The organism is Marinactinospora thermotolerans DSM 45154 (assembly GCF_900167435.1).
GTDB classification, from domain to species: domain Bacteria; phylum Actinomycetota; class Actinomycetes; order Streptosporangiales; family Streptosporangiaceae; genus Marinactinospora; species Marinactinospora thermotolerans.
On record NZ_FUWS01000003.1, the window covers coordinates 178229 to 191354 of the forward strand.

Annotated in this window: 15 protein-coding genes; 6 read left to right on the forward strand and 9 right to left on the reverse strand. The window is 70.8% G+C overall.

Annotated elements, in window-relative coordinates:
* Positions 1 to 22 precede the first annotated feature (22 nt).
* The 3 genes from B5D66_RS06370 to B5D66_RS06380 all read left to right on the forward strand — a co-directional run bounded on the left by B5D66_RS06370 (position 23) and on the right by B5D66_RS06380 (position 1953).
* On the forward strand, positions 23 to 487 hold the full coding sequence (locus B5D66_RS06370) for a DUF3291 domain-containing protein (RefSeq protein ID WP_078760703.1): 465 nt from the start codon (positions 23 to 25) through the stop codon (positions 485 to 487).
* Positions 488 to 573: 86 nt separating this feature from the next.
* Positions 574 to 1215 (forward strand): superoxide dismutase family protein, encoded by a 642-nt coding sequence (locus tag B5D66_RS06375; RefSeq protein ID WP_078760704.1) that lies wholly within the window; start codon positions 574 to 576, stop codon positions 1213 to 1215.
* 126 nt (positions 1216 to 1341) lie between these two features.
* A complete protein-coding gene (locus tag B5D66_RS06380) occupies positions 1342 to 1953 on the forward strand; it encodes a superoxide dismutase family protein (RefSeq protein ID WP_078760705.1) in 612 nt (203 codons plus the stop codon).
* A gap of 43 nt (positions 1954 to 1996) precedes the next feature.
* On the opposite strand, the gene B5D66_RS06385 is transcribed toward B5D66_RS06380, so the two are convergent.
* The 3 genes from B5D66_RS06385 to hemC form a co-directional block, all read right to left on the reverse strand.
* The gene (locus B5D66_RS06385) at positions 1997 to 2725 is read right to left on the reverse strand and encodes a YidC/Oxa1 family membrane protein insertase (RefSeq protein WP_144389995.1); all 729 of its coding nucleotides are present in this window, start codon (positions 2723 to 2725) and stop codon (positions 1997 to 1999) included.
* Positions 2726 to 2794: 69 nt separating this feature from the next.
* Positions 2795 to 3100, reverse strand: coding sequence for a DUF6412 domain-containing protein (locus tag B5D66_RS06390; RefSeq protein ID WP_078760707.1), 306 nt, complete (start codon positions 3098 to 3100; stop codon positions 2795 to 2797).
* Positions 3101 to 3126: 26 nt separating this feature from the next.
* Positions 3127 to 4149, reverse strand: coding sequence for a hydroxymethylbilane synthase (hemC, locus tag B5D66_RS06395; RefSeq protein WP_078760708.1), 1023 nt, complete (start codon positions 4147 to 4149; stop codon positions 3127 to 3129).
* Positions 4150 to 4349: 200 nt separating this feature from the next.
* On the opposite strand from hemC, the gene B5D66_RS06400 reads away from it, so the two are divergent.
* Positions 4350 to 4643, forward strand: coding sequence for a hypothetical protein (locus tag B5D66_RS06400; protein WP_078760709.1), 294 nt, complete (start codon positions 4350 to 4352; stop codon positions 4641 to 4643).
* A 91-nt stretch (positions 4644 to 4734) separates the two neighbouring features.
* Here B5D66_RS06400 and B5D66_RS06405 read toward each other — a convergent pair whose 3' ends face one another.
* Positions 4735 to 5340 (reverse strand): bifunctional 4-hydroxy-2-oxoglutarate aldolase/2-dehydro-3-deoxy-phosphogluconate aldolase, encoded by a 606-nt coding sequence (locus tag B5D66_RS06405; protein WP_078760710.1) that lies wholly within the window; start codon positions 5338 to 5340, stop codon positions 4735 to 4737.
* Positions 5341 to 5351: 11 nt separating this feature from the next.
* Positions 5352 to 6371 carry a sugar kinase gene (locus B5D66_RS06410; RefSeq protein ID WP_078760711.1) on the reverse strand — a complete coding sequence of 340 codons (1020 nt, stop codon included), beginning with the start codon at positions 6369 to 6371 and terminating at the stop codon, positions 5352 to 5354.
* A 170-nt stretch (positions 6372 to 6541) separates the two neighbouring features.
* On the opposite strand from B5D66_RS06410, the gene B5D66_RS06415 reads away from it, so the two are divergent.
* Positions 6542 to 7276 carry an IclR family transcriptional regulator gene (locus B5D66_RS06415; RefSeq protein WP_078760712.1) on the forward strand — a complete coding sequence of 245 codons (735 nt, stop codon included), beginning with the start codon at positions 6542 to 6544 and terminating at the stop codon, positions 7274 to 7276.
* A gap of 71 nt (positions 7277 to 7347) precedes the next feature.
* Here the strand turns inward: B5D66_RS06415 and B5D66_RS24940 are convergent, their stop codons facing one another.
* On the reverse strand, positions 7348 to 8166 hold the full coding sequence (locus B5D66_RS24940) for a C40 family peptidase (protein ID WP_235000806.1): 819 nt from the start codon (positions 8164 to 8166) through the stop codon (positions 7348 to 7350).
* Positions 8167 to 8448: 282 nt separating this feature from the next.
* Complete coding sequence (locus B5D66_RS06425; RefSeq protein WP_078760713.1) at positions 8449 to 9045, reverse strand: TetR/AcrR family transcriptional regulator; 597 nt, start codon at positions 9043 to 9045, stop codon at positions 8449 to 8451.
* A gap of 163 nt (positions 9046 to 9208) precedes the next feature.
* On the opposite strand from B5D66_RS06425, the gene B5D66_RS06430 reads away from it, so the two are divergent.
* Complete coding sequence (locus B5D66_RS06430) at positions 9209 to 10825, forward strand: MDR family MFS transporter (protein ID WP_078760714.1); 1617 nt, start codon at positions 9209 to 9211, stop codon at positions 10823 to 10825.
* 71 nt (positions 10826 to 10896) lie between these two features.
* Here B5D66_RS06430 and B5D66_RS06435 read toward each other — a convergent pair whose 3' ends face one another.
* Both B5D66_RS06435 and B5D66_RS06440 read right to left on the reverse strand, forming a co-directional pair.
* The gene (locus B5D66_RS06435; RefSeq protein ID WP_078760715.1) at positions 10897 to 11346 is read right to left on the reverse strand and encodes a GNAT family N-acetyltransferase; all 450 of its coding nucleotides are present in this window, start codon (positions 11344 to 11346) and stop codon (positions 10897 to 10899) included.
* 219 nt (positions 11347 to 11565) lie between these two features.
* A complete protein-coding gene (locus B5D66_RS06440; protein ID WP_200813545.1) occupies positions 11566 to 12774 on the reverse strand; it encodes a coiled-coil domain-containing protein in 1209 nt (402 codons plus the stop codon).
* Positions 12775 to 13126 lie beyond the last annotated feature (352 nt).

Below are 13126 nucleotides of genomic sequence, written 5' to 3' on the forward strand. Positions count from 1 at the left end.
CCCTGTGGTCTGCTCATGAGCCATGAGCGACCACCATCTGGCGCAACTCAACATCGGACTGCTCCGCGCCCCTCTCGACTCCCCCGCCATGGCCGGCTTCGTCGCCCTCCTCGATCCGATCAACGCCCTCGCCGACACCAGCCCCGGCTTCGTCTGGCGCCTGCGCGGAGAGGGCGCCGACGACGCCACGGGAGTACGCGTCTTCGGCGAGGAGATCCTGGTCAACCTGTCGGTCTGGGAGACCTACGAGGCGCTGTGGAACTTCACCTACCGCAGCGACCACCTGGAGGCGATGCGCCGCCGACGCGAGTGGTTCACCCGCATGCGCGAGGCCTTCCTCGTGCTGTGGTGGGTGCCCGCGGGCCACGTTCCCGACGTCGAGGAGGCACGCGACCGCCTCGCCCTGTTCCGCGAACGCGGCGCGTCCCCCGCCGCGTTCTCCTTCCGGGACCCGATGCCGGCCCCCTCGGCGGCCCCGCGCGCATGACCCGCCGCGCCTGCGCGTGCGCGAGCGACTACTTTCGGTAGCGTAACGGTCGTAGGTCCGCTCCCGACCCGTCTTGGAGTCCTCGCATGCGCACAAGCCCCGCTGTGATCAGCCTGGCCCTGTCCTCCCTGCTCCTGTCCGGCTGCGGCGGAGGAGAACAGGAGCCGACCCGCGAGACGACCAACACGCCACAGGCCACCGGACAGTCCCCGGGACAGCCCACGGCACAGCAGACCACCGCGGCGAGCCCGCGGCCCACGTCGATCTCGGAGACGTTCGAGGCCTACTCCGCCGGGGCCGCGGCCGTGACCTACGACGAGGAGGCCGTGCCCGCGGGCTCCCGGGTGGAGGTGAACACGGAGGCCGAGGACGGCGGCACGGCGTTCACCCTGCGGGTCTCCGGGCTGCAGCCCGACCGCGACTACGGCGCCCACGTGCACACCAAACCCTGCGGGGCCGCCCCCGACGACTCCGGACCGCACTACCAGAACGAGGAGGACCCCCAGCAGCCCTCCACCGACCCCAAGTACGCCAACCCCGACAACGAGGTCTGGCTCGACTTCACCACCGACGCCGACGGCTCCGCCGAGGTCGACACCGAGGTCGACTGGGTGCCCCGCCAGGGCGAGGCCAACTCGATCGTCATCCACGCCGAGCACACCCATACCGAACCCGGCCACGCCGGCCAGGCCGGCGACCGCCTCGCCTGCGTCAACGTCCCCTTCTAGGCCGCCCGGCGCCCTGGGCGCCCTCTGGACGCCACCGTCCCTTGCGGGAACCGGACGTGATCGCGCGGATTATCCGGGTAGCGGTCCCCGGTCTCGACGAATCCGAATCCTCTGGGGGTTACCGTCGTGCGGAGCACATCCACCGCCCTGGGCCTGGCGGCCCTGACCGCGCTGCTGCTGTCCGGATGCCAGATGGAGGAGGCGCCGCGCGACGCCGGCGCCCCTCCCGACCCCACCCCCACCGACCGGCGCACCACGGAACCCGGGGCGGTCACCGGGGACTTCCAGAGCTACAGCGAGGACGCGACCGCCGTCACCTACGACCCCGAGGCGGTCCCCGAAGGGGCCTCGGTGAACGTCTCCGTGACCTCCAAGGGGGCTCCCCCCACCATCGTCACCATGGGGATCTCCGGGCTACAGCCCGACCGCGACTACGGCGCCCACGTACACACCAAACCCTGCGGGGCCGCCCCCGACGACTCCGGACCGCACTACCAGAACGAGGAGGACCCCCAACAGCCCTCCACCGACCCCAAGTACGCCAACCCCGACAACGAGATCTGGCTCGACTTCACCACCGACGCCGACGGCTCCGCCGACGCTTCGGCCAGTGTGGACTGGGTGCCCCGCCAGGGCGAGGCCAACTCGATCGTCATCCACGCCGAGCACACCCACACCGAACCCGGCCACGCCGGCCAGGCCGGCGACCGCCTCGCCTGCATCAACGTCCCGTTGTAGGAGTCCCCGAGGCGGCCGCTCCCGCACACCGGGAGCGGCCGCCTCACACGCGCACGAGCCGGCGCAGCACCAGCCGCTCGGCAACGGTCCACACCGTGGTGGCCGCGAGGTAGAGCCCGGCCGCCAGTGGGACGAACATGGTCACCACAACCGTTATAAACGGCAGGTAGGTCATGACGGACATCCCGGGCAGCTGCTCCTGCCCGGACTGTTCGGCGCGGCGCATCGCCGGCAGGGTCAGCCACTGCCGTGACGCCCACGCGCCGGCCGCGATCACCAGGGCCACCACCCCGAACACCCACAGCCCGCTCCCACCCGCGGCGAGGACCTCGCCCGGAAGCGCGCCGAGCGGCACGCCTCCGAAGGTGCGCGCCAACAGCTCGTTGGGCCTCCCGCCGACCTCGGGAACGATGAACAGGCCGTACAGCACGATGAAGACCGGCGTCTGGGCCAGCATCGGCAGGCAACCGGCGAGGGGAGAGGTCTTCTCCTCCGTGTACAGCCGCATCATCTCGGTGCTGAGCCGCTCCGGATCACTGCCGTGGCGCGCCTGAAGTGCCCGCACCTTGGGCGCGAGACGCTCACGGGTCTTCTCCGCCCGCACCTGGAGGTAGCCCAGGGGAAGGACGAGAAGGCGGACGAGGATGGTCAGGCAGATGACGGCGGCACCGGCCGCAGCCGCCCCGAAGACGGGGGTGAGGACACCGGTGAGAGTGGTGAGAAGAATCGCGGCGAAACCGATCGCGGCCGCGATCGGAGGAATGGAGTACATGCGGAACAGGCCCCTCGGCTGGTCGGATCGGACGCAGACGGGGTGACCGCGCGGCGCGGAAAACCCGGGTTACGCGGCCACCGGGGCCGCGCCGGGGGCCCGTGGCCGGGTCTTCCCCGGGGCATCGGGATCGCGTGAGGGGATCGTCGTGGCACGGCCGGCCCGCAGCCGCGCGGCCCAGGACTGGACCTGCACGTCGAGGTGGGAGAACGGCCAGGAGGCGCACCCCCGGGCGACGACCCAGACCAGCGCCACGCCCACCGCGGTGACGGCGAACAGCGCGAAGGAGCCGATGCCCGGGGTGCCGTCGAAGAACGGGTCGGTGATTCCGGAACCGAAGAACAGGGCCTGGAAGAGCGCGTAGATGTGAGCCATCGCGCCCAGCCTCCTCCCGTCTCGGTTCACCGCCACCCTACGCGATGCCGCAACGCCCTGTCCCGCGCGGGTCCCGGCCACGGGCGGGGAAGCCCGCCCAGGCGTGGGGCCGCGTCGATGAGGGCGCGGGCACCCTTGCGCAGCAGCTCGGTGGCGACGGTCGTCCCGAGCCGGGCCGGCCGGTCGGGGTCGTCCCGGCCGCTCGCCTCGACCACGTGGCGGCCGTCGCGGGTGAAGACCATGCCGCGCAGCGCGAGACGCCCGTCAGGGGTCGTATGGCAGTGAGCGGCGATGGGACTGCCGCCATGCCCCCGTAGGTTGTGCAGCAGCATCCGTTCGGCGGTGACGTGCGTGCGGGTGACGGCGTCGTCGATCTGGTAGAGGAGGTCGACGACCGTGGTGTCGTCGACCCTGCACTGGAGTCCGGTCACGCCCGCTCCCACCGGCGGGCACATGACGTCGTGGGACAGGACCTCGCGGATCCGGTCGCCCGCGCCGAGGCGTTCGAGACCGGAGCGGGCGAGGACGAGCGCGGCGTAGTGGTCCTGTTCGTCCAGGCGGTCGAGGCGGGCGGCGACATCGCCCTGGATCTGTTCCACCCGCAGGTCCGGCCGGAGCCGCAGAAGCTGGGCGGCGCGGCGGACCGAAGAGGCCCCCACCGTGGTGCCCTGCGGGACGTCGGCGAGCGAGCGCCACGGGGATCCCGAGCGGAACACGACCGCGTCGCGCACGTCCTCGCGTGGCAGGTAGGCGCCGAAGGTGGTTCCCTCGGGTAAGGGGACGTCGCCCGGGACGTCCTTCATGGAGTGGACGGCGATGTCCACCCTTCCCTCCAGCAGGCGACGGTCGATCTCGCGGAGGAAGCCGTCCTTGCCGCCCGAGGAGGCGAAGCCGCCGTCGCGGCGGTCGATCGGGACGTCGACGCCGACGATCTGGGTGACGATGTCCGGCGCGGTCTTGACGACGAGATCCTGCACGTGGCGGGCCTGGGCGAGCGCCACGGGGGTGGTACGGGTACCGATGCGTAACAGTCCGTTCGGGGGGATCACCTTCCAACGATAGGCGCGGGAAGAGGACCCGAGGGAGGTGAACGCCCATGCCGGAATTCCCGGATGTGGCCGACGGCCATGTCCGGCCACGAGAGCGCGGCGAAACGGCGACACACCGTGTCCACCTGACGCTCTTCACGCTCGGTAAGCGGTAAACAACCTTGAGTAAAGACAGCGTCATGAACCCGAGGAGCACGCCGGTGCCGATCCGTCCCTCCCACCTCGCCACGATGTCCGCCGCCATCGCCGGGGCCGTACCCCCGCGGGCGGGCCGCGGACCGGTGACCGTCACCTACGCTTCGGGCCACCGTCAGGTCGTGGAACGGGTCGGCCGGACCCCCCTCGACCCGACCCAGGGGGGCGTGGTGGCCTTGGACGCCGGAGCCGGTACCCGCTTCTCCCTGTTCGCCTCCGGCGAGCGGGAACTCGCATCAGGCGACGCTCCCATGACCTTCGACGCCCCGCTTCCGGCGAACTCCATCATCCTGTCTTGACCCGCCCCCGACCGGCTCCCACGGGCGCCCCGGGAGCACGGAAGCGGCGGGGCCCATGTCGAGGGGGTGTGGGCCCCGCCGTCCGGCCCGGCTAGTCCCGCGACCCGACGAGGTCCGCGAGAAGCTCCACCTGGGCCGGATCCGACAGCGCGGAGCCGACCGCGGCGACACGGGCGCCGGCGTCGAGGTAGGCCGGGGCCGAACGGGCGTCCAGCCCGCCGGTCGCCACGAACCGGACCTGCGGGAACGGTCCCCGCATGGCCGAGAACCAGGCGGTCCCCAACGCGGTCGCCGGGAACGCCTTCACCCAGCGCGCCCCATGACGCAACGCCTGCTGGATCTCGCTTGGAGTGGCGACTCCCGGCAGGTGGGGCAGCCCGGCGGCGGCCGACGCGGCGAGCACGGCCGGGTCGAACCCCGGAGCGACGGTGAAAGCCGCCCCCGCCTGGGCCACCGCCGCCACCTGCTCGACCGTGATCACCGTCCCCGCGCCGACCGCCCGGCCCCGCTGCGCCCCCGCGTCGATGGCCGCCCGCAGCGACGACAGCGCCTCGGGCGTCTGGACCGGCACCTCGACCAGGTCGATGCCGAGGTCCCAGGCGCGGGACGCCAGCTCCACCGTCTCCTGCGGGGGCATCCCCCGCAGGATCGCCATGACACGCTGACCGTCGAAGATCTCGTCGAACGTCTGCGACATCTTCCTCTTCCTCACTCGTTGTCGGTTCCGGCGACCCCGGAGACCAGGGGGACCGGCATCCGCAGGTACGGCCACTCGCCGTCGTCCGCGGCGAGCATCCGCGCGCGCACCTCCGCCGACGGGAACGTGACGACGTCGCCGACGCTGCGCAACGTCACCGCGGCGGCGATGTGCCCGAGCCGCAGCCGGTCGCGGACGGGAAGGTCGCCGAGGAGGCCGTGCAGGAACCCCGCGGCAAAGGCGTCGCCCGCGCCGACGGGCTCGACGACGTCCACGCTCAGGGCCGGCACGAACGTGCGCTCGTCCCCGACGTAGCAGGTGGCGCCGTGTTCGGCGTCCTTGACGACGAGGCAGGGCACCTCCGGCAGCAGCGCGCGCACGTCGTCGTCCGTCGCGGTGCCCCACAGGCGCTGCGCCTCGTCCCGGCCGACGAAGACGACGTCGGCGGCGCGTGCGGGGGCCAGCAGCGCCGACGCCGCCGTCTCGCGCGACGGCCACAGCGCCGGACGGTGGTTGACGTCGAACGACACAAGGGGGCCGGCGTCGCGGTCCCCCATGAGGCGTTCGACGAGTTCGGCGCAGCCGCTGGACAGGGCGGGGGTGATCCCCGAGAGGTGGACCAGCCGAGCGCCGCGCAGGAGGGGCGAGGCGGCCAGTTCCGGTCCCATCGCCGACGCCGCGGACCCGCGCCGGTAGTAGTGGACCCGGGTGCCGCCGGGCGCGGGGTCCTTCAGGTACAGACCGGTGGGACGGTCGGGGTCGATCTCGACCGCTCCGACGTCGACGCCGTGGTCGGCGAGCACGGCGCAGATGATCCGTCCGAACGGGTCGTCACCGACCCGGCTCAGCCAGGCGGTCCGCCGGCCGAACTGGGCCAGTCCGCACGCGACGTTGGATTCGGCCCCGCCGATCTCCATCGCCAGGGCGGGACGTTCGACGAGGGGCGCTCCGGAGATCGGGGCGAGCAGCGCCATCGTCTCGCCGAGGCAGACCGCGTCGTAGGTCGCGGCCGGGGGAACTGCGCTGGGCATCGCGGGGTCCTCTCGTTCGCGGAACGCGGTTCGGGGCGCGGGGCACCGGCCGCCCTCGCCCGAACGGGGATTCAGGTGCGCATCATGCGCACATGCCATTGCAATATGCGCAACACATGCGGCATTATATGCATTGCGCGCTTTCGGCGACAGAGACGGAGGGGGTCTAGGTGTCCCAAACAGTGCAGCGGGCGATCCTGATCATCGAGTCCCTGGCGGCGCGCCCCCGCACCCTCGGCGAGGTCGCCGACATCCTCGGCGTGCATCGTTCCACCGCGCTGCGCCTCCTCCAGACCCTGGAGGCCAGCGGATTCGCCCGGCGCCTGGGAGACGGCCGGCACGCCGTCGGCACCCGCCTCATCGCGATCGCCCAGCAGACCCTGGAGACGCTCGACCTGCGCCCCCTGGCCTCCCCCCACCTGCGCGCGCTCCACGGCCGCCACGGACACACCATCCACCTCGCCCAGCTCATCGGCGACGAGGTCATCTACGTGGACAAGCTGGAGAGCACCGAGGGCGTGCGCATGTACTCACGCATCGGCCGTCCCGCCTCGCTGCACGCGAGCGGGGTGGGCAAGGCCATCCTGTCCTGCCTGCCCGCCGGGCGCCTGGACGAGCTGCTCTCCGGGGTGGAACTGACCGCGCACACCGCCAACACCCTGTCCACCCGCCAGGCGCTGGACGCCGAACTGGCGACCATCCGGGAACGGGGCTGGGCGGTGGACGACGGCGAGTTCGAGGACTTCACCAACTGCGTCGCCGCGCCGGTCCGCAACAGCACGGGTGACATCGTGGCCGCGCTGTCCATCACGTCGCTGCGCGTCATCGCGCCCTTGACGGAACTCGTCGACCTGGTTCCCGACCTTCTCGCCACCGCGCGCGCGATATCCCGCGAGCTCGGCTGAATTCGGTTAGATGTTCGACGCTATTCCGGCCAGGGGGCGTCGAATTCGACGCCCCCTCGCACCGGCCTGGGTCACACGACCCGACGCGCTCCCTGGTAATGGTCGTCGAAGTACCCGGACATGCTGACGATCTGCACGTCCTTTCCGGAACTCGGAGCGTGGATCATTTCCCCGTCGCCCGCGTACATTCCGACGTGGCTGGGGCCGGAGTAGAAGAAAACAAGGTCTCCCGGACGGAGATCCGTCCGGGAGACCGCTGTCCCCTCTTCGTACTGGTCATAGGTGGTCCGGCCGATCTCGATCCCGACCTGCTGGTAGGCCCACTGCACCAGGCCCGAGCAGTCGAAGGAGTCCGGGCCGGTGGCGCCATAACGGTAGGGCGTGCCGATCTTGCTCTTCGCGTGCTCCAGGGCCTGGGCCCCGAGGTCGGGTTCCGGCTCGGGTTCCGGTTCCGGCTCCGCTCCGGGCGGCGGGAAAGGATCCGAGCCGAAGGCGGAATCGGGGAACACCGTCCCCACGGGGCGGTCCACCGGGACCAGGGCGACCTGGTCCGGAGCAGGTACGGCCCCCACCTCTCCCACGGGTGCCGGTTCAGTGGATTCGGTGAAGCCGAGCGGGCGTTCGGGCGGTTCGGCCCCCGTCTGCCCCGGATGGCTCAGGGCTCCCCCATCCGGCTCGACGACCGTGCTGTGCGCCGGTCCTCCCGCCTCCGCGGACACGGGCCGCTCGACCTGACCGGTGACGGGGGTCCCACCGGTGGGAGCTTCCTCAGGGGCGTGGACGGGAGGTCCGATGTGACGGTCGGCCAGCGCCGGCGCGGCGGGGAGGAGTCCGAAGAGAACGGCCACCACCGCGACCGATAAGGTCGGCGCGAGGCTGGTTATGGACACAGACCGAATTCGGGCACGACATTGTTCGGAAGAAACGCGGAATGACATGTAAATTCCCCCGTGAACGACTGTCGAGCCGCACAGGATATGTACGGCCAGTCACCGTTGTTCAGAAGAACACACATCACCCATAACTCTCCGTTACCACGACGTTATCGGCGTGTCGGGTACCGGGACATCCGATGATTCCGCTATTGGACGACGCCACAGAGAGCGCGTCGCCACCCCACGACGCGTTTCCGACACCGGGATCCGGCCGGCGCTCCAGGCCCGGCCGGCGGATCAGCCGACCTCGGTGTCCAGACAGGCCGCGATGCAGTGCTCCAGGCGCCTGACCATGGCCGTGGGATCCTGGCCGGCCAGCGACGCCGCCCCGCCGGACCGACGCAGGACCGTGACGCCGACGAGCAGCGAGGCGACCAGCGAGGCCCGGACCCGCGCATCGGGCCCGCCGATGTAGTCGGCCAGCGGATCGATGATGGCGTTTCGCAACCGCTCCTGGTAGACCGTCTGCAGGTCGGGATCGCTGCCCGAGTGCTCCAGCGCCCGCTGGAGGGGGGTGCCCTCCTCGTTGAAACGCCGCACCATGTACTCGGCCAGCCGGCGCGGAAGCGTCTGCACGTCCCCTTCGAAGATGCCGGGGAACACCGCCTCCGAGGCGATGACCTCGGCCAGCAGGCCCCGCTTGGCACCGAAGTAGCGATTGATCAACGCCACGTTGACGCCGGCGTGGGCGGCGATCATCCGCGATGAGACCTGGGCGTACCCGGAGCTGGTGAACAGCTCGCGGGCACTGTCGAGAATGCGCTGGCGCGTCGCCTCCCGATCGCGCACCCGAGCCCGGTCGGCACAGGCCTCGGCCGCCTCCGCGCGGTTCATGTCACGGTCCCTCACTCATCGTCGGCGGTCTCTCCCCGGACACCATCCTGCGACATCCGGGCTTGGGAGCATAGCGCCCGATTTGACAAGTCAACACTGTTTACTTATACCGGTACATGATGTGACACCCCTCTTCCCTCACCCTTCTCGACGGGGAAGAGGCATGCCTGAAAGCGGAAACGGGGGCTCGGTGACAGAGTTGGGGGACCGAACGGTGCGCAAGGAGGCGTTAGCCGAAGACGCGGCGAGCTCGGGGGAGGGCGTCCCCGCCTACTCCCGGCGGCAGGTGATCGAGATCCTGATCGGTCTCATGCTGGCCATGTTGACCTCGATGCTCACCACGTCGATCGTCGGCACCGCGCTGCCGACGATCATCGGCGAGCTGGGCGGCCAGGACAAGCTTTCGTGGGTGGCCAGCGCGACGCTGCTCACGATGACCGCCTCGACCCCCCTGTGGGGCAAGCTCTCCGACATCTACGGGCGCAAACTGCTCTTCCAGATCGCGCTCGTCCTGTTCATCCTCTCCTCGGTGGCGGCCGGCTTCTCCCAGGACATGAGCTGGCTCATCGGGGCCCGCCTCGTCCAGGGCATCGGCGCCGGCGGCCTGGCCGCGCTGCCGCAGATCATCCTGGCCGACGTGGTGGAGCCCCGCGAACGCGGACGCTACGCCGGCTTCCTCGGCGCGGTGTTCGGCGTGTCGACGGTGGCCGGACCGCTGCTGGGCGGCTTCATCGTGGACAGCCCCCTCGGCTGGCGCTGGTGCTTCTTCATCACCGTTCCGGTCGCGATCGTGGCGTTCATCGTGATCCAGTGGCTGCTGAAGATGCCCCGGCGGGAGCGCGGCGACACTCGTATCGACTGGTGGGGGGCCACCTTCATCGTCGCCTCCGCGAGCTGCGCCATGCTGGCGCTCAGCCTCGGCGGCAAGGAGTTCGAGTGGAACTCCGTCCCCACCTACGCGCTCGGCGCGGCCACGCTGGTCTTCGCCGTGCTGGCCGTGGTGGCCGAGCGCCGCGCCCAGGACCCGATCATCCCGCCGCACCTGTTCCGCAACAGCACGTTCAACCTGGCCAGCCTGGCCTCCCTGCTGGTGGGCATCGCCATGTTCGGCGTCATGATCTACTTCCCGCAATACCTGCAAATTGTCAAGGGCATGACCCCGACCGAATCGGGGCTGATGACCCTGCCCATGGTCGTCGGCATGCTGGCCTCCTCGATCTCCTCCGGCATGCTGGTCAGCCGCAGCGGCAGGTGGAAGGGCTATCCGATCGTCGGCATGCTGCTGGTGGCCGCGGGCTTCGGTGTGCTGACGCTGCTCGACCTGCACTCCAGCCTCGTCCTGGTCGGCGTCGGGGTCGGGCTGATCGGGCTGGGGCTCGGTCTGTCCATGCAGATCCTCATCCTGGCGACGCAGAACGCGCTGGCGCGCACGGACATGGCGGCGGCGACCTCCTCGGTGTCCTTCTTCCGCAACCTCGGCGGTTCGATCGGGGTGGCCGCGTTCGGGGCGATCATGACGAACACGCTCACCACGGAGATGACCGATGTCGCCGCGGCGTCGGCGGAGTCCGGCGTCTCGCCGGAGGCGCTCCAGGGCGCGGCCTCGGGGTCGCCCGAGGTGATCCACGCGCTGCCCAACCCCCTCAGGGAGCTGGTCCTCACCGCGTTCAACGACGCGATGCACCAGGTGTTCCTCGTCGGCGTCCCCGTCGCGATACTCGCGTTCGTGGTGGTGCTCTTCCTCAAGCACGTGCCGCTGCGTTCGGCCCGCCCCCGCTGACCCTCCCCCTATCCCGACCCACGCCCCGGCCGGCCCCTTTATGGAGGGGTTCCGGTCGGGGCGCCGTCGTCTCAGAGGTAGCGGCGAAACCCCTCGGCGGCGTTCTCAAAGCCCATCGACCGGTAGAAGGCGTGCGCGTCCGGCCGGCTCTCGTGGAACAGCACCTCGATCTTGTAGCACCCGGCGGCGACGCAGCGTTCGACCGCGTCCTCCACGAGCGCCCGCCCCACCCCGCGCCGACGGCAGGCGCCGTCCACCACGACGTTGTCGACGATGGCCCAGGGCTGGGCGTCGTGGGTGAGGTTGGCGACCATGATCAGGTCGAGCGTGCCGATAATCTGTCCCCGCCGCTCGGCGACGAGGATCGTACGGTCGGGATCGTTCTCGATCCGGGTCCAGGACCGGACCGCGGCCGAGGACATGCGGACGGTGCCGCCCTGCGCGGGCATCGTGTCGCCCAGATCACGCAGGAGGCGCAGGATCGCCCCTAGGTCGGACCTTATGGCCGCACGGATAATCATGGCTTTCGGCATCGTAGCCGACAGCGATCCACAAGACAGACGTCAGCCCTCATCAAGGGCGCAAAAGGGCGCCGGTCCGGAGTTTCCGTGGATCTCCGGACCGGCACCCCGCAGCCCTGCTGGTCGACGTCGCCGTACCCCGGCGCCCCGATCGGGCCCGTCGCGTGGACGGCCCGGCCGAAAACGCACCCCGATGGCGCCGGGGGCGCTGCCGGCGGGTCACGGCCGGATGATGCGGACCCCTTCACCACCCTCGGGTGTGCCTGAGGTGCCCGGAGAGGACTCCGGCCGCCGGTAGATGCCCGTCATCCCCGGATCGCCGCCCACGGCTCCCTGAGGCTTGTCCCCCTCGTCCGGGGCCGGACCCGCGTAGCGGAACCCCTGGGGCCTCGGCGGGTGCTGGCGGACCGGCTGGGACTTCGGCCCGGTGGCGGGGGAGGACGCGGAGGTCTCGCCCGGCTTGAGGCGGATGGTCTCCTCCTGGTCGTCCGCCGGTTCGATCTTGATGGTGGCCTCGCCCTCGGCCGACGGGAGCTTGGCGGTGGGCTCGTCGGTGGCGGCCGGCGCCGTGGGGGCCGCGGACGCGCCAGGCCGCGCGGGGGCCTTCTGCGCGGGGGCGGGGGCCGCGGCGGGGGCGACGGGAGCGTCCTTCTTCGCCTGGCCGGCGCTCGGAGCGGGCTTCGCGCCGTCCTTGGCTTCCTTGACTTCCTTCTTCGCGGCCTCCTTGACGGACTCGGCCTCCTTGCGCGCCTCGGCGTCGGGCCGCTTCAGGTCCGCTTCGAGCGGGCCGGCGTTCTTCTCGGCGGTGAGCAGCTCGGCGAGCGTGTCGCGCATGTCCCCGAGACGGCGGACCGCCTCGGCGTGCGTGGCGGTCAGCGTCGCCAGGCGGCGGTCGGCGGTGTCGTGGATCTTCTTGGCGCGCCCCTCGGCCTCGGCGAGCTTGCGCTCGGCCTCCTGGCGGGCCTGGTCGCGCAGCTGCTCGGCCTCCTGCTTGGCCGAGGCGACCAGCTCCTTGGCCTGGTCGCGCGCGCTGCCCAGGACACGCTCGGCGTGGGCGTCGGCGTCCTTGATCCGCTTGGCGGCCTCGTCCTGGGCCGTCTTGCGGGTCTGCTCGACCTCCTTGTCGACCCGCGCCCGCTTGTCCGCGGCCTCTTCCTCGGCGATGCGCAGGATCTCGGCCATGCGCTCGCTGATCTGCTCGTGCTCGGGTTTGACCGCGGCCTTCTCGCGGGCCTCGGCCAGCTCACGGCGCAACTGCTCCATCTCGTCGTGCGCGCGGGCCAGACGTTCCTGGAGGTCGCGGATCTGGTTGTGGTTGCGGACGACGAAGTCGTCGACCTGGTGCTTGTCGTAGCCGCCCTTCCGCACGGTGGGGAAGGCGTCTTCACGGAGAAGATTCGGCAGTATCTCGGTGCTGTGTTCTTTCATGTCCTAATCAACCAGGTTGGCTACAAGACGGGGTGGAAGCCTCACCACTCTGCCTACCATCCCCATAACGGCGGGGAAACACTCGGGTGACGTTCATTTCACGTTTTTCGGACGTGTGGTCATCTGTGGCGACAGGGAGTGATGGAGTGTACGGAACGTGACACCTCGGACGGCAGAACGGGCCGGGACCATGACCCGTCCCCGGACCCGGCGGGATCGAGGGGGGCGGCCCGCGATGCCGGACCGTCGAGATCACCGGGATCGCGTTCCAACTAAGGTATGCGCGTTCTCGCACGCGCGTGGACGCTAGAGGCCATTCCGTTACCGCCCTACCGCCGCGCATCCGACTCCG